This is a genomic window from Anabaena sp. 4-3, assembly GCF_001597745.1.
Lineage (GTDB): Bacteria > Cyanobacteriota > Cyanobacteriia > Cyanobacteriales > Nostocaceae > Trichormus.
This window is the reverse complement of sequence record NZ_LUHJ01000006.1, coordinates 1-21,980: the sequence shown is the minus strand read 5'-3', so window position 1 is coordinate 21,980 and position 21,980 is coordinate 1. Positions and strand designations below refer to the sequence as shown.

21 protein-coding genes are annotated in these 21,980 nt (G+C 40.8%); 5 read left to right on the top strand and 16 right to left on the bottom strand.

Features of this window, described 5'->3' with window-relative positions; all coding sequences use genetic code 11:
• Window positions 1-127 precede the first annotated feature (127 nt).
• The 5 genes from A3775_RS00330 to A3775_RS00310 all read right to left on the bottom strand — a co-directional run bounded on the left by A3775_RS00330 (window position 128) and on the right by A3775_RS00310 (window position 5,090).
• Window positions 128-1,138: an ArsJ-associated glyceraldehyde-3-phosphate dehydrogenase gene (locus A3775_RS00330; protein WP_066423389.1), complete on the bottom strand. Its 1,011-nt coding sequence runs from the start codon at window positions 1,136-1,138 to the stop codon at window positions 128-130.
• A gap of 26 nt (window positions 1,139-1,164) precedes the next feature.
• Window positions 1,165-2,223 (bottom strand): PstS family phosphate ABC transporter substrate-binding protein, encoded by a 1,059-nt coding sequence (locus A3775_RS00325; protein ID WP_066423388.1) that lies wholly within the window; start codon window positions 2,221-2,223, stop codon window positions 1,165-1,167.
• Between the two features lie 115 nt (window positions 2,224-2,338).
• Window positions 2,339-2,668: a helix-turn-helix transcriptional regulator gene (locus A3775_RS00320; RefSeq protein ID WP_066376200.1), complete on the bottom strand. Its 330-nt coding sequence runs from the start codon at window positions 2,666-2,668 to the stop codon at window positions 2,339-2,341.
• Between the two features lie 35 nt (window positions 2,669-2,703).
• A complete protein-coding gene (locus A3775_RS00315; RefSeq protein WP_066376202.1) occupies window positions 2,704-3,903 on the bottom strand; it encodes an aspartate aminotransferase in 1,200 nt (399 codons plus the stop codon).
• Entirely contained in the window at window positions 3,900-5,090 is a 1,191-nt protein-coding gene (locus A3775_RS00310) for an iron-containing alcohol dehydrogenase family protein (RefSeq protein ID WP_066376204.1), read from the bottom strand. Before A3775_RS00310 ends, A3775_RS00315 begins: the two co-directional genes overlap by 4 nt.
• A gap of 381 nt (window positions 5,091-5,471) precedes the next feature.
• Between A3775_RS00310 and A3775_RS00305 the strand changes: the two genes are divergently transcribed.
• A complete protein-coding gene (locus A3775_RS00305) occupies window positions 5,472-6,257 on the top strand; it encodes a cyclopropane-fatty-acyl-phospholipid synthase family protein (protein ID WP_066376206.1) in 786 nt (261 codons plus the stop codon).
• Between the two features lie 304 nt (window positions 6,258-6,561).
• Here the strand turns inward: A3775_RS00305 and A3775_RS00300 are convergent, their stop codons facing one another.
• From A3775_RS00300 to A3775_RS00275, 6 genes are all read right to left on the bottom strand, one after another.
• A complete protein-coding gene (locus tag A3775_RS00300) occupies window positions 6,562-6,867 on the bottom strand; it encodes a hypothetical protein (RefSeq protein ID WP_066376210.1) in 306 nt (101 codons plus the stop codon).
• Between the two features lie 273 nt (window positions 6,868-7,140).
• Window positions 7,141-7,662: a Ycf51 family protein gene (locus A3775_RS00295; protein ID WP_066376212.1), complete on the bottom strand. Its 522-nt coding sequence runs from the start codon at window positions 7,660-7,662 to the stop codon at window positions 7,141-7,143.
• Between the two features lie 76 nt (window positions 7,663-7,738).
• Window positions 7,739-8,083 carry a hypothetical protein gene (locus tag A3775_RS00290; protein ID WP_156481546.1) on the bottom strand — a complete coding sequence of 115 codons (345 nt, stop codon included), beginning with the start codon at window positions 8,081-8,083 and terminating at the stop codon, window positions 7,739-7,741.
• A 173-nt stretch (window positions 8,084-8,256) separates the two neighbouring features.
• Window positions 8,257-8,649 carry a hypothetical protein gene (locus A3775_RS00285; protein WP_066376251.1) on the bottom strand — a complete coding sequence of 131 codons (393 nt, stop codon included), beginning with the start codon at window positions 8,647-8,649 and terminating at the stop codon, window positions 8,257-8,259.
• A gap of 272 nt (window positions 8,650-8,921) precedes the next feature.
• Window positions 8,922-10,265 (bottom strand): O-antigen ligase, encoded by a 1,344-nt coding sequence (locus A3775_RS00280; RefSeq protein ID WP_066423386.1) that lies wholly within the window; start codon window positions 10,263-10,265, stop codon window positions 8,922-8,924.
• The gene (locus tag A3775_RS00275; RefSeq protein ID WP_066423384.1) at window positions 10,247-11,089 is read right to left on the bottom strand and encodes a YaaW family protein; all 843 of its coding nucleotides are present in this window, start codon (window positions 11,087-11,089) and stop codon (window positions 10,247-10,249) included. The genes A3775_RS00280 and A3775_RS00275 overlap by 19 nt, the downstream gene beginning before the upstream one ends.
• 273 nt (window positions 11,090-11,362) lie before the next feature.
• Here A3775_RS00275 and A3775_RS00270 point away from each other — a divergent pair, with 273 nt between their 5' ends.
• Window positions 11,363-12,430, top strand: coding sequence for an NAD(P)/FAD-dependent oxidoreductase (locus A3775_RS00270; protein ID WP_066376222.1), 1,068 nt, complete (start codon window positions 11,363-11,365; stop codon window positions 12,428-12,430).
• Between the two features lie 544 nt (window positions 12,431-12,974).
• Window positions 12,975-13,352: a hypothetical protein gene (locus tag A3775_RS00265; RefSeq protein WP_066376224.1), complete on the top strand. Its 378-nt coding sequence runs from the start codon at window positions 12,975-12,977 to the stop codon at window positions 13,350-13,352.
• A gap of 439 nt (window positions 13,353-13,791) precedes the next feature.
• Here the strand turns inward: A3775_RS00265 and A3775_RS00260 are convergent, their stop codons facing one another.
• Window positions 13,792-14,028 carry a hypothetical protein gene (locus tag A3775_RS00260; RefSeq protein WP_066376226.1) on the bottom strand — a complete coding sequence of 79 codons (237 nt, stop codon included), beginning with the start codon at window positions 14,026-14,028 and terminating at the stop codon, window positions 13,792-13,794.
• Window positions 14,029-14,151: 123 nt separating this feature from the next.
• Here A3775_RS00260 and A3775_RS00255 point away from each other — a divergent pair, with 123 nt between their 5' ends.
• The gene (locus tag A3775_RS00255) at window positions 14,152-14,391 is read left to right on the top strand and encodes an SPOR domain-containing protein (RefSeq protein ID WP_066423381.1); all 240 of its coding nucleotides are present in this window, start codon (window positions 14,152-14,154) and stop codon (window positions 14,389-14,391) included.
• A 176-nt stretch (window positions 14,392-14,567) separates the two neighbouring features.
• Here A3775_RS00255 and A3775_RS00250 read toward each other — a convergent pair whose 3' ends face one another.
• A complete protein-coding gene (locus tag A3775_RS00250) occupies window positions 14,568-15,545 on the bottom strand; it encodes a sucrase ferredoxin (protein ID WP_066423378.1) in 978 nt (325 codons plus the stop codon).
• A 1,077-nt stretch (window positions 15,546-16,622) separates the two neighbouring features.
• Between A3775_RS00250 and A3775_RS00240 the strand changes: the two genes are divergently transcribed.
• On the top strand, window positions 16,623-17,600 hold the full coding sequence (locus A3775_RS00240) for an ROK family protein (protein WP_066376240.1): 978 nt from the start codon (window positions 16,623-16,625) through the stop codon (window positions 17,598-17,600).
• A 146-nt stretch (window positions 17,601-17,746) separates the two neighbouring features.
• On the opposite strand, the gene A3775_RS00235 is transcribed toward A3775_RS00240, so the two are convergent.
• The 3 genes from A3775_RS00235 to glyQ form a co-directional block, all read right to left on the bottom strand.
• A complete protein-coding gene (locus tag A3775_RS00235) occupies window positions 17,747-20,101 on the bottom strand; it encodes a ComEC/Rec2 family competence protein (protein ID WP_066423376.1) in 2,355 nt (784 codons plus the stop codon).
• A gap of 206 nt (window positions 20,102-20,307) precedes the next feature.
• Entirely contained in the window at window positions 20,308-20,793 is a 486-nt protein-coding gene (locus tag A3775_RS00230; protein WP_066376244.1) for a DUF4079 domain-containing protein, read from the bottom strand.
• Between the two features lie 119 nt (window positions 20,794-20,912).
• Entirely contained in the window at window positions 20,913-21,785 is an 873-nt protein-coding gene (glyQ, locus tag A3775_RS00225; protein WP_066423374.1) for a glycine--tRNA ligase subunit alpha, read from the bottom strand.
• Between the last annotated feature and the right edge of the window lie 195 nt (window positions 21,786-21,980).

Below are 21,980 nucleotides of genomic sequence, written 5' to 3'. Positions count from 1 at the left end.
GTAGAAGCAGGGATGAGGGGGATGAGGGGGATGAGGGAGTGGGGGAAGATGGGGGAGAAGAGGGAAACAAGGGAGAATTGTTTACCCAGTCCCCAGTCCCCAGTCCCCAGTCCCTAGTCAAGAGTCCCTAACTAAGACTCAATGCAACTTTACGGGCGAGTTCAACCATGCGGTTGGCATAACCCCATTCGTTGTCATACCAAGCCAGAATTTTTACTTGTGTCTCGTCAACAACCATTGTGGAAAGGGCATCAATAATCGATGAACGAGGATCATCTTTGTAATCAATAGACACCAAAGGACGTTCCTCATAACCCAGGATGCCTTGAAGTTCTCCTTCAGCAGCAGCTTTTAACAGGTTGTTAATTTCTTCTACTGTGGTTGGTCGTACAACCTCAAACACGCAGTCTGTTAAGGAAGCGTTTAGTAGTGGCACTCGGACTGCAATACCGTTGAGTTTACCGTTGAGTTCGGGATAAATTAACCCAATGGCTGTTGCTGATCCAGTTGTAGTAGGAATGAGAGATAAACTTGTCGCCCTGGCGCGGCGCAAATCTTTGTGAGGTGCATCGACAAGTGTTTGAGTATTGGTATTGTCATGGATGGTGGTCACTATCCCATGTTTAATACCTAAACCTTCGTGAATGACTTTCACTACTGGTGCTAAACAGTTCGTGGTACAAGAAGCCGCAGTTAAAAGGTGATGCTTGTCTGGTTCATAGAGATAGTCGTTAACCCCCATGACAATATTTAAGGCTTGTTCCTTCACTGGAGCAGCTACAATTACTTTCTGTACTCCCCGCTTAAAATAAGGCTCAAGGGTTTCAGGTGTGCGAAACTTGCCGGAACATTCCAGCACTAAATCAACACCGAATTCTTCCCAAGCTACATCCCCCGGTTTGCCATACTCACTAAAGCTGAGGGGTGTACCATCAATTACTACCCGTTCACCTTCTGCTTCTACTTCTGGTGTCCAACGTCCATGTACAGAATCAAATTTGAGCAAGTGGGCGGCTGCGACTGCACCACCTTTGATTTCGTTAATATGGACGAATTCTAGTTCTGGCCAGCCCCAGGCGGCTCGTAATGCTAGCCGTCCAATTCTACCAAATCCATTAATACCAACACGAATTGTCATGAGCTTAGATAAATAAATTTCTGAAACTAAAACTGCTTTTGTTTGCGTAACAATTCACTCAGTGTTAGGTCTAACTGCGCTTTACCACCAAATACTGTGCCGGCTTTGCCTTGGTTTAAATGCACATAATCAATTTGATAAGCTTCCTGTGGTAAAGGTACATAACCGACACTGCTAGCAGTCTTTGGTGCTTGCTTAATGTAAAAATCTACAAATTGGTAAACTGAGCTTTTATGTTGGGCTGACCAAGGATTAACGTAGATAAATAAAGGTCGAGAAAGTGGTTGATATTTGGATTTTTCTACAGTTTCTCTAGATGGCAAAATTGCACCTTTACCACTATCTACTGCTAGCACTTTTAGCTTATTTTTATGCTCTTCATAGTAGGCGTAGCCAAAATAGCCTAAAGCATTTGGATCTTTACTAATTCCATCTGCCAAAATTTCATCGTCTTCACTGGCTGTATAGTCATTGCGGCTGGCTTTGGCTTTTCCGGTGACGGCTTCTGTGAAATAGTCAAATGTTCCTGACTGTTTACCAGCACCATATAAATTCAATGGGCGATCTGGCCAAGTTGGGCGGACTTGATTCCAACGGGTGATTTTTCCTTCAGCCGCAGGTTGCCAAATCTTTTTCAGTTCCGCAATTGTGATGTCTTTCGCCCAATCATTCTGAGGATGGATGACAACAGTTAAAGCATCAAAGGCAATGGGTAATTCTATATACCTGACACCGTTTTTATTACAGGCTGCCATCTCTGCCTGAGAAATTGGTCGAGAGGCATTATTTATATCTGTTTTCCCGGCACAGAATTTCTCAAATCCGCCACCTGTACCGGAAAAATTCACCTGTATTTGCACATTATTTTTAGCGTTGGCTTGGAACTCTTTGGCGATCGCCTGGGTAATGGGATACACCGTACTCGAACCATCAACTGTCACTTTTGCCACCTTCTCAGAATTAGCTACTTCCGTAACTTTTGCTGGTTGTTGAGTTTGAGTTGATGAGTTGGATGTGGCTGTACAACTACTTGCTACAGCTAATATCCCAAATGCGAGAGCCAATTTCTTTGCTACTGCGTTCATTGACCTCACCTGGACGGGTGATATAAATTGTATATTTATATCATTTCAAAAAAAATTGATATGTCAAGCCAAGTCAGGCTATATACACAAATATTCATCAAAAAAAGTTGATATATCAGGAAATATTATCACAGGGGCGTGCAGGGAGGGTTTGCCCCAAATGGCGGTAATCTGCTAAATATGCTTCTAATACGGCGAATTGAGGTAAATTCAGGCTGTAATAAATCCAACGTCCTTGTTGACGGGAGTTAACTAAGCCAGCTTCTTTGAGAGTCTTGAGGTGAAAAGACAATTTTGATTGACTCACCCCCAAAGCTTCGCACAAGTCACAGACACACAATTCTCGCTGGCGTAGCAATTCCAATACATTCATCCTAATGGCATCGGAAAGGGCATGAAAGCCAGCAGCAATTAAGTCAGAGGTGTTAGCAGTGGGGGTTTGCATGAGTTAATTCGGTTAACAATATCCTATTGTGAAGCTCATACCAGGGCTTCCGGGCGATAACGAATACCAGCTTGTTTAATGCGATTTAAGGCTTCACCCAAGCGATCGCAATCTGCAATCAAGCTAATACGCACATATCCCTCACCGGCTACCCCGAAAGCGTTACCAGGGGTGACAACAACGCCTGTCTGTTGCAACAAGTTCAATGCAAAATCCGTTGAACCCATACCTACAGGACATTTCACCCACAAATACATCGTAGCTTTGGTTTTAGGAATATCCCAACCCAACTGTCCAAACCCTTCAATTAAGAAATCACGACGGGTGCGGTAGCGTTGCTGGACTTCGTGCAGGTAAATATCAGGCAGTTGTAAGGCTGTCTCGGCGGCAGTTTGCAAGGCGGCGAAAATTCCATAATCCAAGTTGGTTTTTAATGTCCGCAAGCCTTGGATAATATGACGATTACCGACAACAAACCCAATGCGCCAACCAGCCATATTATAGGTTTTAGATAAAGTGTGGAACTCTACACCAATATCTTTTGCCCCAGGAATTTCGAGTAAGCTAGTGGGTTGATAACCATCAAAAGCTAGTTCGGCATAACATAAGTCATGCACTAGAAGAATTTCATATTTTTTAGCAAATGCGACGATTTCCTCAAAAAACTCGCGGGGTGCAGTGGCGGCGGTGGGGTTGCTGGGATAGTTGAAATAGAGTATTTTAGCTTGTCTGGCGACTTCTTCAGGAATGGCGGTTAAATCAATTAACCAATCATTTTCCGGTTTCAAAATCAAGCTGTGGATTTTACCACCAGCAATTACTGGCCCGCGAAAATGGGCAGGATAGGCGGGGGAAGGAACTAATACCACATCGCCAGGGTTAATATAGGCGATCGCTAAATGACTTAATCCTTCTTTAGAACCTAATAGGGGCAAAGCTTCACTATCAGGGTCTAACACTACATCATAGCGACGCTTGTACCAAGTCGTAATCGCACGGCGGAAACTGGCAGTTCCTTCAAACGGGGGATAACCATGATTGCTGGGGTCTTGCAAAGCCTTCATGGCTGCTTCTACCACTGGCTGTGGTGTTGCACCATCAGGGTTTCCCATCCCTAAATCAATTAAATCAATGCCTTGCTCTCTAGCCTTAGCTTTTAGTTCATCGAGACGGGCAAATACATAAGGTGGTAGTTGCTGTATCCGATCTGCTGGGGTAATCCAATCCAAACTCATTCCTCAACCTCGTCAGTTATTCCCCTGGTGGAAACACGATTAACCAAGTCTCTACTATCTGTTGGTGCAGTGGTAGAAACCATCGCCGCCATTAACTGTTCCAACGCAACTTTAAATGGTAGTCGATGAATGTCAGATTCAGGTGCTAACGCGACTTCGGCGGCTGTTTGCAGTTCACCGAGGGTAATATTGCCCAAACCCAAATCTGCTAATTTTTGCGGCAGTCCAATCTCTGCGTAAAACTTTAAGAGTTGTTGTCTAGCTGCGGCTGCTAATTGGTTGCCTTGTACCATTTCTTCTAGACGCAGTTGGACTAAAATCCCGAAAGCGACTTTTTCGCCGTGGATGCTGCTGTGTCCGGCAATGTGAGTTAAACCGTTATGGACTGCATGGGCGGCGACGGTGCGACATTGCGCCCCACCCAAGCCACCAATTACCCCAGCGAGTAAGACAGTAGCATCAACAACTTCTCGCCACATTTCACTCCCTGGCTGTTGTAGGGCTGTGGCTGACTTTTGAAATAAGATATCGCGTAAAACTCGCGCTTGTTGAACTGCGGCAATAATTAAAGTTTGTTCTGAATGACCGCTACTAACTGATGCTTCGTACCATTTAGCGATCGCATCCCCAATACCCGCGACTAATGTATGTGGTGGTGCTGTTTGAATTAAATCATAGTCAAGAATGAGTAAATCAGGACAGCGAGACAACGCCACATCATAGAGAAATGCGCCTTCCTCAGAATAAACATTCGATAACGCCGTCCAAGCCGCACAGGTAGCTGCTGAGGTGGGGATGGTAGCGACTGGTATCTGTAATTGATGGGCTACTAATTTAGCTGTATCTAAGGCTTTACCACCACCAACACCGATAATTAAATCAGCTTTATGTTCTTTGGCTGCTTTTCTCAGAGATTTTAAGCCAACTTCCGAACAATCTGCACCATAAGCAGCTTCAGCCACGTGTAGATTCTGATTTTCTAAAACAGGTTGTAAAATCTGCTGACTGATAGCCAGCGTGTTATTACCTGCCACAATCAAGGGACGACTGCCCAATTTAGCAATTTCTGCGGCGGCGGTGTCCAATATATTAGACCCTCGCATCACTTTTGCCGGGGCGATTGTGAGTGTGAGTATGTTAGTAGAAGTTTGAGTAGACAATGTTTGAGTAGATATTGGATTAGACATATACTCTAGTTTGCCAAAACCTTAATGTTTCTTCATAAAATTAAATTTATAGACATGGTGAATAGCGATCGCTTACTCACCAGTTTTGTCTTGACTGTTGGAGTCATGCGCGGGTATTGCCCATGCCCCAGAAATTCCGAACTATCAAAGTTTTGAATAACTCTATGGTTTTTTAACGATACCACTATCAGAATGCGCTATGAAAGTAAATATTAGCGTGTTTCACAGATATGAGACCGTGTTAGCTGGTGTTACCCGTACATGACACTGTTAAATTTCTGTAGATCACATCTTAATCCAAAATTAACAAATATTGTATATCTAAATACAAAAAAATCATTTTCAAATGTTTTTGCAGTTAGCGTTGATGAAAAACTCAGTATGGACAATCAAACCGAATATATTGCCGCTCTCATCAATTTACACCGTGGACTTAACCGCCAAGGGCCAGGTGATGCAGACTTCTCCCGCCACATACTGAATAATCTTCCGACTTTACCAGCAAAGCCGCGCATTGTGGATCTGGGATGCGGTAGTGGTGCAGGTGCATTGCTGCTGGCTCAATACTATCAAAGCAAGGTCATAGCGGTGGATACCGCCGCGATTTTTATCGAGGAACTCACAGTCCGCGCCCAACAGGCTGGACTTGAGCATCTGATCACCCCAATTCATGCGGACATGGGTAAACTTGATTGGCCAGATGCTTCCGTTGACCTGCTATGGTCGGAGGGTGCTGCATATAACCTAGGATTTGAATATGCTCTGAAACTCTGGCGTTCCCTGCTGGCAAATGATGGTATCGCCGTTGTATCAGAGATGAGTTGGTTTAGTGATCAAGTACCTGAGCCGGCGATCGCATATTGGCAGACAGCCTATCCGATGATCGGTAGTGAGCAGGAAAATATTCGACGGGCGACAACAGCAGGTTTGAGCGTGCTTTCCACTCACAGATTACCTAGTAGTGCTTGGTGGATTAATTACTATGAACCACTGCGCGAAAAAATCAAGCAGATAGAAATTACCCCAGTTACTCAAGCCGTTATTCATGAAATCGAAGAGGAAATAGCACTTTTCGAGAAATTCAGCGATTTTTATGGCTATACTTTCTATATTATGCGACCAACACCGGATACAGTTACGACTTCAAACCTCATTGGCAGTTCTTGAGACTCTGCGGACTGAAGACATGAGGATGATTTAAGACTCGCTCTAGAGAGTTACAAAAGATTTATTTAAATACCAGTCTTTTGGGACGGCAATAGAAACTTAAAGAAGATAAAATATAGTGATAACTTTCAATTAAAAACTTATTTAAGTTACTCAATGTCACCTGATATAAAATAGCATTAGTTTGTTTTTTTCGACATCATAAAATCACATTGCTTCTGTGGTCATATATTATTTTATTATGCTGCGGTTTCCAAAAATATCAATTCATCCCGCATTAATGCAAAGTCAATGATTTTTCTAGCTATGGAAAACCAGGATATTCCGAGCCATCTTGAACATATTTACTTACGTCACAGACTATCCTCAGACTTGCCTGTTCATAATTAGATAGGCAGTTTAAGTCATAAGGGCCTCCAATAAAATAATCACTTTTTAGTTTATTCCTTAAATCAGTACGAATTGTCACAGTACCATCGATTAATGTAGAACTTTTAGTAATAAGACGCTCTGCTGCTAATGTGAGAATATTTAACCCGACAATTCCACCTAAGAGGACTACTAAAGTAGAGCTAATGAAGGAAAAACTTTTAAAATTTATTGGTTTCATGAGTTTATCCTCTGTTATTTAATAACAGCTAGTAAAGTTATGTAGTTGCTACTTCCTATAATTAATTAAATAGGAATGAAAATATTTACACAGCCAAGAGACAGATATTAATATCTACCTATTGATGGTGGTAATTTTAAGAAGGTATTAGGAGAGGGATAAAAGGGGGGATAGGGGGTGAGGTTTGAGAAACTTTGAAGTTAATCAAAATACTTCTCAAACAACCTATTAGACTTATCCGATTTGCGGATAAGCCTAGGAAAAAAAGATGGATTAAGCGTCAGCTTTTGGCAATTGAGCAAATTTGTCGGGATATATTTCGATTGCCATACTATTATCCTCACGACTAGCGAGCGATCGCTTCACTTCCCCCAGGTAAACTGGTATAGAAAGCCCTGGTTCTGGGTGGATGATAGTCCGCGCCCGAATCGTTAATTTATCATCTCCTTGTCTACCAGACCGACCGAAAGAATAAAGATTACTTGCAGCTTGAAGTAGTGTAGCTTCTACCTGAGAAGGTGTAATCTGCGGTGATGTGGCAATAACCGCCTGATTTGAACCGTTATCATAAACTAAGGTGTACCTGACTGCACCAGGAATAACAGTCCGACTTAAAGGCACCAGTGACAGTGCAAATAAACCAGCAGTCAGCACCAACATAAAGCCAGTCGTACCTACTAGCCGAAAGCGGATACCCCATTTAAACAGAAAAGCGAGAATTGCCAAGGCAGCAAATACCAGAGTGGCAATACCCGACCATTGAGTATATTGAAGAAAGTCAGCTGTTGTGAGCATACAGATTGGCTACTTAGGTGTTTTGAATCCATAACCGACACACCTATTTTACTGAGTAGCTTGTCCCTATATGACATCACCTTGATTTTTTAGTTAATTCTTGGTAAAAAAAATCCTCTAATTCTTTGTCTACATCTATGGCGTAGCGTAATTCTCTTTCTTTAATATGAGGAAACCATGTCACCCCAAATCTTTTCCGTAAACTGCCCCCTACTTGAGCAGCACGTCTGATATCATTTTGCATATATAAAGCAGTCAAAAAAGCAGACACTCTGGCTTGATCATGGAAATTATTTCTCGTACAACTACTACAAGCTTTTTCAATGGCTTGCGTTAAATTATCCCGATTGACGTTTCCTGATGTTTCTTGAATAAAATCTCTAATCTTGAGTTGAACTTCAGGGTTAGAGAGTAGTTTCACAGATTCTAATAGTAGTGTTTTGACAAAAAGTTTAGGTATCCCCATATTAATACACTATTACTCATACGCAAGTAAGCACCGCTACATATTCTGATAGTTTAGGCGATTTCATCACTTTTGGTAAATAATGATGTCGAAATATACGCCTAACATAACCTAGAATAATTAAATTTTTAATAGAGATATTTATGGCAAGTAATAGAGATATTGCCATTACTTAATATAGAAAGTTTCACCCAGAAATCCATCGGACATTGTTCTATTGAATTGCCTGTTCTAATTTGAATATCTTCAGATAATTGGCACTGTTGAAATTGTCCTTTTTCATCAAACCAGATATTGCCTTGAGCTTTACAGGGAAAATTAGATGTTCCTGAAGCACTAGCAACTTGTAATGTTGTATCTTGTCTGAGAGTACAACTGGCTAAAGAACCATTGCTATAACGATTAATAGTACCTGGTTCACAACTAATAGCAGCTTGGGCAGGTTGAGGTAGAGAAAAACTCACACTAATTAGACTTAATGAAGTTAGCACATAAGCAAACTTGAGAGATGATAGCTTCATAGGAATAGATAGAATTATCCAAGGCAAAAATCCAAAAAAAGTCATCTTTGTTAAGATGACCGTTATGCAGTAAACCTAAAAAGATTTCTACACCTTCCCAACAATCAACAAAAATGGCTAACTCATGTTAGCCAAATTCAAAGCCACAAAATGGAATATAAACATCATTTTATTTCCTAAGATATCTAAATAACCGCAGTATAACCACTGAAATTTCAATATTGGTTATCAATGGGCTATCAAGTTAGTGATTAGTGGAATCTACTACCAGGCTAATCATCATTGTTTATGAATTTTTTATCTGGATTGTAGTGATAAGCAGTACCACAAATAGCTGCCATCAGTAACCAAGAGATAGTATTCAATCTAAAGTCAAATAAAGTGATATCAACTGTATTAAATAGCAACCATGCCACAAAAACCACAAGGTAACTGAAAATGATTAATTTATCCTTTGGAACGAGATATTTTGATGGTTGTAACAGTTGGATACCGGCAAATAATATCCAACCTAGTAACCCGAAAAATAACACAGCACTGGGTAATCCGGTTTCGGCAGATAGCATTAAAAACAAGTTATGAGGATGACCTAAATCAATATTCATCTGCGCTTTATAAAGGGCGGGAAAATTACGTAAACCCCATCCAGTCCAAGGATGTTGTTGAGTTAAATACCAAGCAAATTCCCATTGGGTTTTTCGCATTAAAGCCACTGGTCTATCGGGATATAATTGATCGTTGAGCCTAGCCCAAAAGAACACCGGAACAATACGACGGAAGAGTTGAGCAATTGGTGAGGGTGCAAAAGCGGCTAAAAGTACACTAGCAACTACGGCAGTAACTCCACCGACTAGCAAACGCCAACCTAGATAAACTGCGAATGCTAAACAAGTCAGAATTGCGATCGCCCATCCATTCCTGGAGTTAGTTAAAATCAACGCGGCAAAGTCAGCAATTAAAATGATGGGCAGTAGAGAGTAGGGAGTAGGGCATAAAAATTGACGATTCTTCCTGATACCCAGTCCCCAGTCAAGAGTCCCCAGTCGCCGTTCTAGCAATAAACCTAATCCTAGGGTAAAGACTATTGCTAAGTAAGCAGCAAAGATGTTGGCGTGCATGAAAATGGCAGACATCCGTCCTGGGGGATTTCCTCCGGGTGCGATCGCTACATCTAACAACAAAACCTGTAACTGCCATGACCAGCCCAACCACCACTGCCCAAAGCCTATAATTACAACAGGCACAGCACCAATGACAAATATCCAAGCTATTTGCCTCAATTGAGCAGTAGTTTGGATTAAGCCGCTTAAACCAGCAAAAAATAAGAAAAACGGCAATAAATTAAATAATCCAACGAAAGCGGCTACTTTATCTAGAGCAAAGCTAGCGGATATCAATAATAAAACACTAAACAGCGCAAATCCCCAGTTAATGGGACGGTGGATAATTGTGCGAAATTGACGCAACCAAGTGAATAGTGTTGCAAATCCCAGGCTAACGGCTCCCAAAAGCGGACTTAAGGGAAATATGAGTAGACCGATTTGCAGGCAATTCCAAGGCAATTGTAAATTAGGGTTGGAATGGTAAAAACCTGTCTTCAAGCTAACTCCCAACATTCAGTACGAGTGAGACGAATTTGTGCCAAAGTAAACACCGTAGGAATGATCCGACCGTAATTAGTGGTGATCATTCTCCACCCTAAATCCGCAAAAAACCAAGCCCACATCATCGGCCCCACAAAAGCAAACACACTCCGCACTGCTGTGTATCGAGCAGCATTTAAACTCATACCTCGGCGCGCCATTTGCAATGCTACATAGCTTTGAAATTGTGCTGTTGCAGCTTGAGAACCTTGAACAACAGCTTGTGTAGCTAGTTGATAAGTAGCAAAGTGGATAGCAAATTGACGGGCAATTTGTTGCAGCACAAAGGGTTGAACCACAGAAGTAAACGCCAGTGCGCTACCACCCTTTAATAGTAAGCCCAAGGGATCACGCTGCAATAAAGGCGGTAAAGGTTGTTTAATGTCTGAGTTCACAAGTTGATTTTGTAACTGAACAGTCAATTTTTGCTGTTCCTGTTTTGGTAGTTTTTTCCAAACTTGTCCCAGCAGATACAAAAATACTTCTGCTTCTAAATCAACGGTTGCTAAATCTTGAGAATAAGGAATTTTTAAATACTTACAGACTTGAATGAGTGCTTGACGGTATGTTACTTGTTCTGTGCGTCCCCGTAAGACTGTCATCCCATCTGCCGCTAAAAACCGAAAACGATTTTCTAATGAATCGAGCCAAGCTTGGCGATTTTGACTTTGGATTTCGATAGGTTCAGGTGTGTGAATATAATCTAGGGGATTAAACTTACGACTAAACAAAATTGCTGTTAAGTCTTGCAATTCATCGTCTGTTGCTAGCTCTAAGGCCGTTCTTAGCTCATCCAATTTCCCTTCCTCCCTTCGATACAGATTTTCTGTACCCTATTCTACTAGGGGATTGGGGAGTCAGGGGAAGATGAGGGAGATGAGGGGGATGAGGGAGATGTAGCTTGCTTCTCTTTCCCTACGGGACGCTCCGCGAACAGAGACGCTACGCGCTCGCGCAGCGTATCCGTAGGATTCACCCGGAGGGTGGGAGATGAGGGAGCGGAGGAGAAGAACTTTTACCAATGACTAATGACTAATGACTAATAACTAATAACTAATAACTATTGACTTATGAATGATGTTGTGGTGATTGGTGCTGGTATGGCAGGTTTAGTCTGCGCCCAGCAGTTAACTCAAGCGGGATATTCGGTGTTAATTGTGGAAAAGTCCCGTGGTTTAGGTGGACGAGTGGCGACACGACGCTTGTATGAAACTTCAGCAGATCATGGTGCTTGTTATCTGAAACCGCAAGGTGAATTACTCACCAGATTTGTGAATTTGTTGTCTGAAAACAAAATTTTAGAAGTTTGGACAGATACAGTTTATCAGTTCACTCCAGATACAGGTTTATCTGCACCCCCAAACCGCACTCCTCGCTATGTTGCACCTGCGGGGATGAGTGCGATCGCTAAATTTCTCGCCCAAAATTTAAATATTTTGCTGAATCAGCGAGTGACAGCTATTAACCTCACTCCTGAACACACTTGGCGGCTTACCCTAGAAGCCAGCAATGAGGAACTGACTGCAAAAGCTTTAGTGATAGCGATTCCCGCACCACAAGCTTTGATGCTGTTGCAACCATTAGGTGTAGGTGTCTTGGGTAGCGAGTTTCTGGAACATTTGAAGTCTGTGGAATTTTATCCCTGTATTAGTGTGATGAGTGGCTATCCCACAACATCACAGCCCCTACCAGACTGGAAAGCTATCAGCTTTATCGATGATCCTGTTTTGGGATGGATTGGTTTAGACAGTAGTAAGCGTCATCTATCTCAACAGCCTGTATTTGTGGTGCAAAGTAGTGCTAATTTCGCGCAACTCCATCTAGAAACATCGGATTTACAGCCTTTAGGACAGCAGATGGTGCAGTATGCTGCCCAAATTTTAGCACTGCCTTGGCTGAATGCCCCTGAGTGGATACAAGTACATCGTTGGCGTTATGCTTTCCCTCGCCTTCCTTGGCTAGAAACTGTGTTATCTGCCCAAGCTTCCCTTCCTCTAGTTTGCTGTGGAGATTGGTGTGGCGGCAATCTGGTAGAAGGGGCAATGTTATCTGGACTAGCTGCATCTCAAGAAATTAACAATAATTTAGACCAGCTACTTTTACCAGATATAAACTTTTTCAAAGTTCTGACTAAATAATTACATCTATCTTTAGACTGGTTATTCTATCTAGTAAGTCTCTTGTTTGTGGCTTACTAATTTTTTTTACAAAATTGAAATATTCCTCAACCAATAAATGCCCAATTTCAGCTTTATTTCGGGTATGTTTATCTGAGTTTTAATAAGCAATTTTAACAATCATGGTAGTGTTACTTTCTTTAGTGCTTAATTATCATTAATCTTTTTTATATATTTTTACATTGATCCCTCAAGATAAATGATGAGTTTTGTGTAGTTTTTACTCAAAAAGACTTCAATTTGAAAAAAGTAAAATATAAATGTAAAGCAACAGTTTTTCCAGAGGCGATTGAGGATTATTTCAACTTCTACACTGCCAATCAGTCTCAAATACCAGCAAATCTCTAGCAGCAGATACGTGGTATTCTACCTACATAAAAAGTTGGGTTACTGTCGGAGCGTATAAATTGAGGTAACTGCTCAGTGGCTACTAAGAAAAAGTTGCCATTGATCGAGTTGATTCTCTAGACAATTGGTCAGTAAATAAAAAAGGAGTTAAAAATTTATGAGAACAGTAGTTAATTTAACACAGCAATCAGTCCTTGGGGAGATTGAAAATGTTTTAGACACATATCCATATCATCCTTATCAACAAGCTTTTGCTCTTCCTGATTTGCGCCAAGAGCTAATTACTTTTGTCCTCAGCCGAATACCAAGCTTTTACAGTCCAGTATTAGAGGAGCAACCAACACTACAAAACTGTGAACAAGAAAGTCAACTTATTCACAAGTTACCTCGGAGTCCATTAGAGCAACAGCTACACTTACAACGGTTGATTCATCAAGGTATTTATTCTATCTTCCAAGAAAAGTCAGAGTGGATTAGTCATCACCTTTGCCAATCAGTTGTAGCAGCTTGTGAGCCATCTCATTGGTTTGGTTAATACGCCTAAAAAAATCTTTGGGATAGGATGCAAAATTTAACTTTCTGTTACAGGGTAATAGCATCTACATTATTTTTAGATAAGCTCTTGCCAAGAATCAATTCAGTATACAATTCATGGCAAGGGCTTATGAAAAAGTATAAGATGATAGCTGATTTAGGTAGATGCGATCGCTCATTTAATACCTGACACACATCTTGCACCTTTTCCTTGATGATAATTTTTGTAGGGTGGGCATTTGCTTGCAAGTTGTTCAAACCCTTAGTTTTAGGTTGTTGGCAATGCCCACCTTACGCTTATTGAGAATGGTGCAAGATATAACCTGATGTACATAAAAATTATCGCCTGATTCTACATTGAATATATCTGAAGTTACAAATTAGGCGATATTTGATCATGAGCTACTCTCTACATTGAAACACATGGAAGATGAAACTACTTACCTTAGCTGTTGACGTTCTTCCTCTAGAAAGAATGGTTCAAAGGAGTCAGATACAGAACGTTCTTGTTCTTCATACTCTGGTTGAATCATATCAAAAACGTAGATAAGTTCACCACGAGCTTGATCTGGTGTTCTCCCCCAAGCAGGACAGGTTGATACAAATGGTAGATGGGTAACAAATGTGCCATTCTCGTCGGAACGGTTCAAATTGGTGTAGTCTTGCTGCGGCTTCATAGAGCTTGTGTGAGGTTGGAATTACATCTTCAGTGTATAAGCAAAATCCCACAAATAGGAAAATTCAGGTGCGATTTATTCTCGGCGAAATCGCCCTGTGGCAATTAATATCAAGGCCATATCATGACCAGAAATATAAATTACCAAGATTCTATCTGCAAAAATCTGAAGCTTGTTAATAAAGAAATCCTCAATTCCTCTTGGGTGATTGTGCGTCTACTTCCTGATATGCAACGTGTAACTGTTGCTAGCTTCCGCAGTCGCTCTTATGCAGAAACTTATTTACGAAGTTTACGTCAACTTTTCCCTGATGCTTACTTTGTGGTGGTTTTTGATTGTGAATACGAAGAAGCTGTAATTTAACTTATGTGAAGCGATCGCTTGATAAACAATTATCCTCACTTGCACACAACTCGCTACCACAGGCGATCGCTCAATAACTGCACCATACTCATCTCTAAAAGTCAAAGTTTCCTGACCTGGCTGATTTTATGTCTTACGGTAGATGACACATTGTATAAAACAACAGCTAGTGTTAGCTATCTGCTACAGCTGACAACCTTCTCAGCAACTAACCACAGATGCTCGACAGTATACTTCTTAAAAACTGAAGTTCGTTCAGCACTACAAGAACCTTTAACTTCTACAGTTTTTGTGTTATCTTTGACGATTTTAGCTTGGTAAGTACACAGAGAACCAGAGCTTTTTTCAACAGTTAATTCTCCTAAAATCGTATTGTTGTCTAAGCTTTGTTCGAGAATTTTTCCTGAAACTTTGTATTTAAACCAATCCCAACCATGATCAAGGATTAAATCTCTTTCTAAAACTTGAATTGCAGATGGCAAAATTCCCCATCCTCGATAAACTTGATTGAGACAATTGATGTCACCAGTCCGTGTCAAAATTGATCTGAATGAATCTTCATCCAGTAGCCCGTAATATCTGCCTTCTGGTAAATCTATCGCTGTAGGTGCAAATCGATGCCCTCCAAAATGGCTAGATTTCCAAATGCGAACATTTTCTAAATTTAAACTCACAATATTCGCAGCAGCATGAAAATAAAAAGGATTACCGTATCTAGCACAACACTTGTCATGACTACCGTGGGTACATACCAAAATATCTCTAGTCACACTGGTTTCTAATTCATAACCAGGCATTTTTCCGCACAACCATTTTTTTACAACTCCTGCTACCTGTTCTATATGCGGTAGCTTAAACTCGTATTTATTATATTCACGACTTAACCCTTCTTGTTTTTGATAAATCAATAGGGTTGTGTAATCTACTTTATTTGTTAAATCATTAGCAATTAACAGAAATCTAATTGGTAGTTTAGATTGATTTACTTCCTCTACCAAAATCTGTAAATTTTTTGGTACCCACTTAGAATTAAAAGCATTTGATACCCAAGGTAGAGGACATTCCACCAGAATATAAGTTTGGTAATCAGTCGCGCTACCAATAACTTCTTCTCCTATTTGGCGTGTATAGTCGGAACAAAAAAAATTACTCATTTTTCTGTTAGTTGAATGATTTTATAGACAATATTTCTCAAAAATGCAAATTGTATTCCAAGTTACAATTCTTTCATCTCACAAAGGTAAAAACGCATAATTGGCATTTACTGGTTAAACCCAGGTAGGCACTTTATAGCATTCTTTTCCAAAAAATTCTTCTCTATTAAGAAAAATTCTAGAAGAGGAGGAGAAATTTTTTGAGGTAGTATCGGAGAACACATAGTCCAAAATGAAGTTGTGAAACCGTAACACCTAAATAAATTAGATGAAATTCTGACTATAGATAGTAGCCAATACAGTATTTCTAATTAATTGCTTGTTCTTAAAAGTTTGGATAGCAAGAGATATTGTGTCAACTATCTGTATGAAAAAATTACCATTATTGTCCTTCAACAACAGTAAAGATAATGATAGTAACTTTTGAACAAGAAAATACTCTTGATATTGTGCTTGGCTATTAATTAAAAATGCTGTGATTAGCAAACTCAGTTGTAACTTTTTTTTCATTCCAGTGCAGTGAGTTTGTCTGGTGGATAGAAGTTGCAAAAATTCGCAACTTTTTGAGAAAAAACTTAATTTCCTGGTATGAAGGTATGTTTAAAAACATCCTATCCTCAATGAATAGATATTTCATCCGCCAAATTCTTACTTAAAGTATGATTTCTTGTTCATGCTTTCAGTGTCTCAATTACAGGTTAGAGAAAAGCGGAGAAACTGAACAAATGGGTTATAGCTTCTGCCAGCTTATTTTTACTTGTGCAAATCAGAGGACTTTTGAGACATCTATCTTTGAATGTAACTGAAGTTTGTCATTAATGCAAGTTTTTTTTAATATGCAGACTAAAATTTTATGGAATACGACTGCTAAATCCCATCCATCTCAAGACCTACAGCCTTTTGCATCGAAATTAATCTATGATATTCATTGTCAAAAGCTAGACTTTTATTAAGAATAATTATCAATAAACAGAGAAGCTATAGGTAGTTCCCTTTCAATTGTGATGCTGAAGCACAAAACCATTTAATTTAAAATCAATGCCGAAGCTTTATGATAATTTTTTGAGAAATAAATTTATGGGAGTTATCTTAGCCCTAGATTTTGGCGGAACTAAACTAGCCGCAGCAGTAGTTAAACCTGGATCTAGAGAATGGTTAGGTTATCAACGTCAGCTTTCCCCAGTTGATGGAGATGCTAACACAGACTTAGAAATTATGCGATCGCTCATTCATTCCCTGCTGCAAGATACCACTCCCTCAGCCATAGGAGTCAGTTTTGGCGGCCCTGTAGATGCTATTACTGGCACTGTCAGATTATCTCATCACGTTCCAGGCTGGGAAAACATCCCCCTCAAAGACTTACTAGAAAAAGAGTTTGGCGTACCTACCAATGTAGACAACGATGCCAATGTTGCAGCTTTGGGAGAATACAGTTTTGGTGCAGGACAGGGATATGATAGCCTGTTTTACATTACCATTAGCACTGGTGTAGGTGGTGGTTGGATACTCAACGGTAAACCCTGGCGGGGTGCAGCAGGTATGGCGGGTGAAATTGGACATATAGTTGTCGATCCCACTGGCCCTGTATGCTTGTGTGGTAAACGGGGATGCGTAGAACGTTTAGCATCTGGGCCTTACATGGCGCAAAACGCCAAAGAGATTTTAGCCAACCAAGCACCTCAAAGCGGAGAAATACTGAGAAACTTGGTAGACAATAATCTAAAATTATTAACAGGTCAGATAATTAGTGAAGCAGCCAGCAAAGGAGACAACATAGCTCAAACTGTGTTGCAAAAGTCTGCTTGGGCTTTAGGTGTGGGAGTTGGCAATGTTGCTAATTTGATTAATCCACAGCGTTTTATTTTAGGTGGTAGTGTCACCAAAGCAGGTGATAACTGGTGGACTGTACTACAGAAGACAGCCAGAGAAACTGCTTTACCAGAAGTGATATTTGAAATTGTACCAGCAGCATTAGGCAATGATGCGCCATTATGGGGTGCTGTAGCCTTAGCTGAAACACTACTAACTCAAACAGGACTAACGCAACTGTCATAAACATTTTAATTGCTTGTAGTAGGGGCGGGTTCACCAAAATCCCTGTTAATAATTGATGATATCTGTAAACCCGCCCCTACTTTAGTCCTCAACTATCTGTGAGACACTACACCCACAAAATCAAAACTGAAAGTCCTACCACTAACTTATATAGCAGAAGATTTATTTTCTGAGACTTGAATAAAAGACTCAAATTCACCTTGGGGTGTCCATTGTACCGCCCCATCTTGCGCTGTCAGAAATAACTTGGTTGAAGTTTTGCTGAGTTCCGCCAAGGTATTAGAGTCTAAATTACCATAACCAGCGATCGCCACCTGTGGTTGAAGCGAGATAACTAAATCTTTTAAAGACTCAGAATTACACCATAATACCTGGGGATTAGGCCAACCACCAGCTTTCATAATTCTTTCTACCTCTTTAGCTTTCACATTCCCCACTAATAACCAAGTTTGTCCAAAAACCTGCAATTGTAAAATCGGTTGTTCATTAATTAATTGTGCAACTGTAGAACCTGTATTGATAGGTTGTCCCACAGGCAACATTTGATAAAATCCCTTATCCTTTTGTAAAACTTGTGTAATTGCTTGATTAGTAATAGGATTGTCTTTGTTTATGGCATAAGCATAGAAATTTTTAATCGGTAGATTTTGTAAAACTTCCAACCAAGCATCACTATTATTTCTTTGAAAGTCAGTAGCAATTCCCCAATCTATATGATTAATACCTTGTTGTTGTAAAAACGGTAGAATTGTGAAGCGTCCAGTACCCTCATCACCACTATTAATTAAAGTGACTTTACCTTGATCTTGAATAACTATAACAGGCTCGGCACCAGCTTCTAGCAAAGTTATCCTCGTTAATGTATTTGCAGAATGCCAAGCCGGAAATAAGACTAAACCAACCGTAATTAAAGTGGCAAATACCCAACGTTTCTGCCACCAGCCTATAAAGCAGACTAATAAAATTAGTGTATAAGCTGTTAATAATTGCCAAAGAGATAAACTACCTACAGCCACTGAACTGCTTGGCAGTTGGTTACAGAATTCTACTAATTTAATCAGGCAGTATGTAGGCAGATGTAAAACACTAGCTACAGAACTGCCGATTTCTGGTGAAATTAAACTAATTACAGCACTGACCATACCACCAATACTAATTATAGAAATGAATGGAGTAGTCAGGACATTTAGTGGTAAAGAATAAACTGCAACAACACTAAAATTATATAAAATTATCGGTAAAGTCCAAATTGTAGCGGCTAAGGGAACGGCAATCAAAGAAGCGATCGCAGGTGGTAGCCAACCCAATTGATTAATAATTGCTGGTGAACTCACCACTAACCCCAGCGTCGCTAAAAAACTCAACTGAAAACCTAAATCCCAAATCCACAAAGGATTAAATAACAATAATAAAGTAGCAGCTAATAACAGCGAACCTAACTGTTTTACCTTCCTATTTAACGCCAAACCCAGCAAAGCCGCAAAACCCATAATTACAGCCCTGAGAACAGCAGCTTGAAACCCTGTTAAAAACAGGAAAATAATTAAAGCTAGTGAACCAAGGCTAACTTGTATAGCTTTGCTTGCACGCTTTGTCAGTTGCAAAATTACACTCAAAATCAGCGAAGTTTGAAAACCGGAAGCCGCCAAAGCATGGGCTAAACCAGCTTTAACAAACATATCGCGGATGTCGTAGGGTAAATCAACAGCTTTGCTACCTAAAACCATTGCACTGACAAGAGAACCTTCGGGAACATCCAAACCACGAACTTGCGATCGCACAATTCGCTCCCGAACTTGCCACCATCCCCATTGACGATTCTCATCTACAATATTGATTTGCCGCCCCATCAAACCAGCAAACGCGCCCTCTTGCTTTAAAAACTTCTGAAAGTCAAACCCACCAGGATTAGATGCACCTTTTGGTTTGTACAACATCCCAGTGATTTCAATAGTTTCTCCAGGATATAACCCAGTAGCCTGAAGTAATGGCACTGTCACATATAACTTGCCCGTGACTCCTTTTTGAGTTTCTTCCGTATCTTTTTCGTTTTTGATTTGACCTAGCTGAGATGCTTCCAACCAAAATTGTCCTCGTTGACTCCGAGTCACACGCGGACTACTCATTATTTCGCCACGCACAATCACCAATTGTTCTTGACTATTGCTATTTGCTGGTGGCACAAATTGACTAATATCTGTTTCGCCTACTGCCGGCACTCGCCATTGCAAATAAAAACTAGCTAACAGCCCTATCAAACCAGCTATTAAGCAGATTCGCGCATGAGGGATAAATTGCCAAAAGTTAGCTGTTACCTGAACCCTACCCTTACCCGCTTCAGATGACTGTGCAAGTTTTCTTACCTTGGTATATCGGCTTCCAGAAAGCACTGCACCCACGATTCCCAACAGCAAAACCCACACCCCACCCCCAGGAACAGCCGTCAATAACAGTCCTAAAATATAGGCAATACAGATAATCACACCAGCACTCTGAAACATATCAGCCCAACACCCTCTTGTAGAGACGCGATAAATCACGTCTTGTTGACTACACCAATAAACCTTAACTCAACCCTATTGGGGTTTCATCATAGTGCAATCCGTGAATACAAACAAAGCCCGCGATCGCGGGCTTTACCTTATAAAATCTAACTCCAACAAAGTTAAAGATTTAATCGTATTTGTTTAGAGTTGCCGTAACTCCTCTATAAAGAGATACCCAAGTTGAATCCTAAGACAGCATGGAGCAATAAAACACCGAGTGTCACACTACCCAAATAAGCATGAGCAGCCCGTAAAGCTTTTTTATTCCCAGCAAAACCACTCAAAGAAATCACACCATTAATTAACAAAAGTAATAGTACGAGTGAACCAGTCCAAAAGTGAGGACTTTCAAACAGTGGTTGATGCTGCATCACTAAAGATAAAACTCCGCCAGTATAACCACCAGCCAGGAAGATAAACAGCCAAGGTGCTAATTGACGATGCGCCATCCGACTTTTCAAAGCAGCATCTTTATCTTTTTCCTCAAGTAATTTTCCTCTCCAACCAGTCACCCCCACAAAACTACCCACCACAAAAATCACAATCCCCATCATCAAAGGATGCCCCCAATGCACAATCGGCTCAGGAACTCCTAGAGAACGAAACCAAGCCGCGATGGGTTCTAGCACCTCACTCCAATTCACCATAACTCCAGCACCATCAATATTTGTTAGCTAAATTACAGATAACCCTCTTTCCATGAATGAGGGTTAAGAAATCTTATTAAGTTTTAACAAATATGAAGCACCAGTTTCTACTATGCTACTCAGGCATTTTTCAACAACGGGAAACCCAACTTCTCCCGTTGCTCAACATATAAATGAGCCACCTTCCGAGCCAAATGCCGAATCCTAGCAATATAGCGAGTTCTCTCCGTTACAGAAATCACGCCTCTAGCATCCAGTAAGTTGAATGTGTGGGAACACTTCATTACGTAATCTAGGCTAGGTAAAACCAAACCCTTCTCCGTTAACTGGGTAGCTTCCTGCTCATACAAATTAAACAGCGTCAGCAGTAACTCAGGATTCGACGCTTCAAAGTTATAAGTACACTGCTCAATTTCACCCTGGAGATGGACATCACCATAGGTAATGTTATCCGTCCAATCAATTTTAGTAATAGCCTCCACTTCCTGGAGATACATCGCCAATCGCTCTAAACCATAAGTAATCTCAATGGATACCGGACGGCAATCAATACCCCCACATTGTTGGAAATAGGTAAATTGAGTAATTTCCATCCCATCTAACCAAACTTCCCAACCAGTACCCCAAGCACCCACCGTTGCATCTTCCCAGTTATCTTCCACAAACCGAATATCATGGTCTTCTGGACGAATACCCAAAGCCCTCAAGGAATCAAGATAAATTTCCTGAATGTTGTCTGGTGAAGGCTTAATCAAAACCTGGTACTGATAATAATGCTGGAAGCGATTAGGATTTTCACCATAACGTCCATCTGTAGGACGACGACAGGGTTCAACATAAGCAACCGCCCAAGGTTCAGGCCCCAAAGCCCTTAAAAAAGTGTGGGGATTTTTTGTCCCTGCTCCCTTTTCCATGTCATAAGGCTGGGCAATCAAACAACCGCGCTCACTCCAAAACTGATGCAGTGTAGCTATTACCGACTGAAAATTCACGCTCTACCCTCCTTACTCAGCACAGTGCATACACCATTGTTGCCTAGAAAGCCCTACTGTGGTGACGTTGAAGGGACAGAAAAAAAGCCGAAAAATTTTTTTCGGAAAGAGTTGACAATCCAGGTGAGGTTAGCTATATTGAATAAGTGCCGATGAGACGAGCGCAGCGAAGCGCAGTCCGGGGCAACCGAACCT

Bases quoted from the DNA above. Each gene is read 5' to 3' on its own strand.
- A3775_RS00330 (WP_066423389.1), bottom strand. From the start codon at position 1,138: ATGACAATTCGTGTTGGTATTAATGGATTTGGTAGAATTGGACGGCTA.
- A3775_RS00325 (WP_066423388.1), bottom strand. From the start codon at position 2,223: ATGAACGCAGTAGCAAAGAAATTGGCTCTCGCATTTGGGATATTAGCT.
- A3775_RS00320 (WP_066376200.1), bottom strand. From the start codon at position 2,668: ATGCAAACCCCCACTGCTAACACCTCTGACTTAATTGCTGCTGGCTTT.
- A3775_RS00315 (WP_066376202.1), bottom strand. From the start codon at position 3,903: ATGAGTTTGGATTGGATTACCCCAGCAGATCGGATACAGCAACTACCA.
- A3775_RS00310 (WP_066376204.1), bottom strand. From the start codon at position 5,090: ATGTCTAATCCAATATCTACTCAAACATTGTCTACTCAAACTTCTACT.
- A3775_RS00305 (WP_066376206.1), top strand. From the start codon at position 5,472: ATGGACAATCAAACCGAATATATTGCCGCTCTCATCAATTTACACCGT.
- A3775_RS00300 (WP_066376210.1), bottom strand. From the start codon at position 6,867: ATGAAACCAATAAATTTTAAAAGTTTTTCCTTCATTAGCTCTACTTTA.
- A3775_RS00295 (WP_066376212.1), bottom strand. From the start codon at position 7,662: ATGCTCACAACAGCTGACTTTCTTCAATATACTCAATGGTCGGGTATT.
- A3775_RS00285 (WP_066376251.1), bottom strand. From the start codon at position 8,649: ATGAAGCTATCATCTCTCAAGTTTGCTTATGTGCTAACTTCATTAAGT.
- A3775_RS00280 (WP_066423386.1), bottom strand. From the start codon at position 10,265: ATGTTGGGAGTTAGCTTGAAGACAGGTTTTTACCATTCCAACCCTAAT.
- A3775_RS00270 (WP_066376222.1), top strand. From the start codon at position 11,363: ATGAATGATGTTGTGGTGATTGGTGCTGGTATGGCAGGTTTAGTCTGC.
- A3775_RS00265 (WP_066376224.1), top strand. From the start codon at position 12,975: ATGAGAACAGTAGTTAATTTAACACAGCAATCAGTCCTTGGGGAGATT.
- A3775_RS00260 (WP_066376226.1), bottom strand. From the start codon at position 14,028: ATGAAGCCGCAGCAAGACTACACCAATTTGAACCGTTCCGACGAGAAT.
- A3775_RS00255 (WP_066423381.1), top strand. From the start codon at position 14,152: ATGACCAGAAATATAAATTACCAAGATTCTATCTGCAAAAATCTGAAG.
- A3775_RS00250 (WP_066423378.1), bottom strand. From the start codon at position 15,545: ATGAGTAATTTTTTTTGTTCCGACTATACACGCCAAATAGGAGAAGAA.
- A3775_RS00240 (WP_066376240.1), top strand. From the start codon at position 16,623: ATGGGAGTTATCTTAGCCCTAGATTTTGGCGGAACTAAACTAGCCGCA.
- A3775_RS00235 (WP_066423376.1), bottom strand. From the start codon at position 20,101: ATGTTTCAGAGTGCTGGTGTGATTATCTGTATTGCCTATATTTTAGGA.
- A3775_RS00230 (WP_066376244.1), bottom strand. From the start codon at position 20,793: ATGGTGAATTGGAGTGAGGTGCTAGAACCCATCGCGGCTTGGTTTCGT.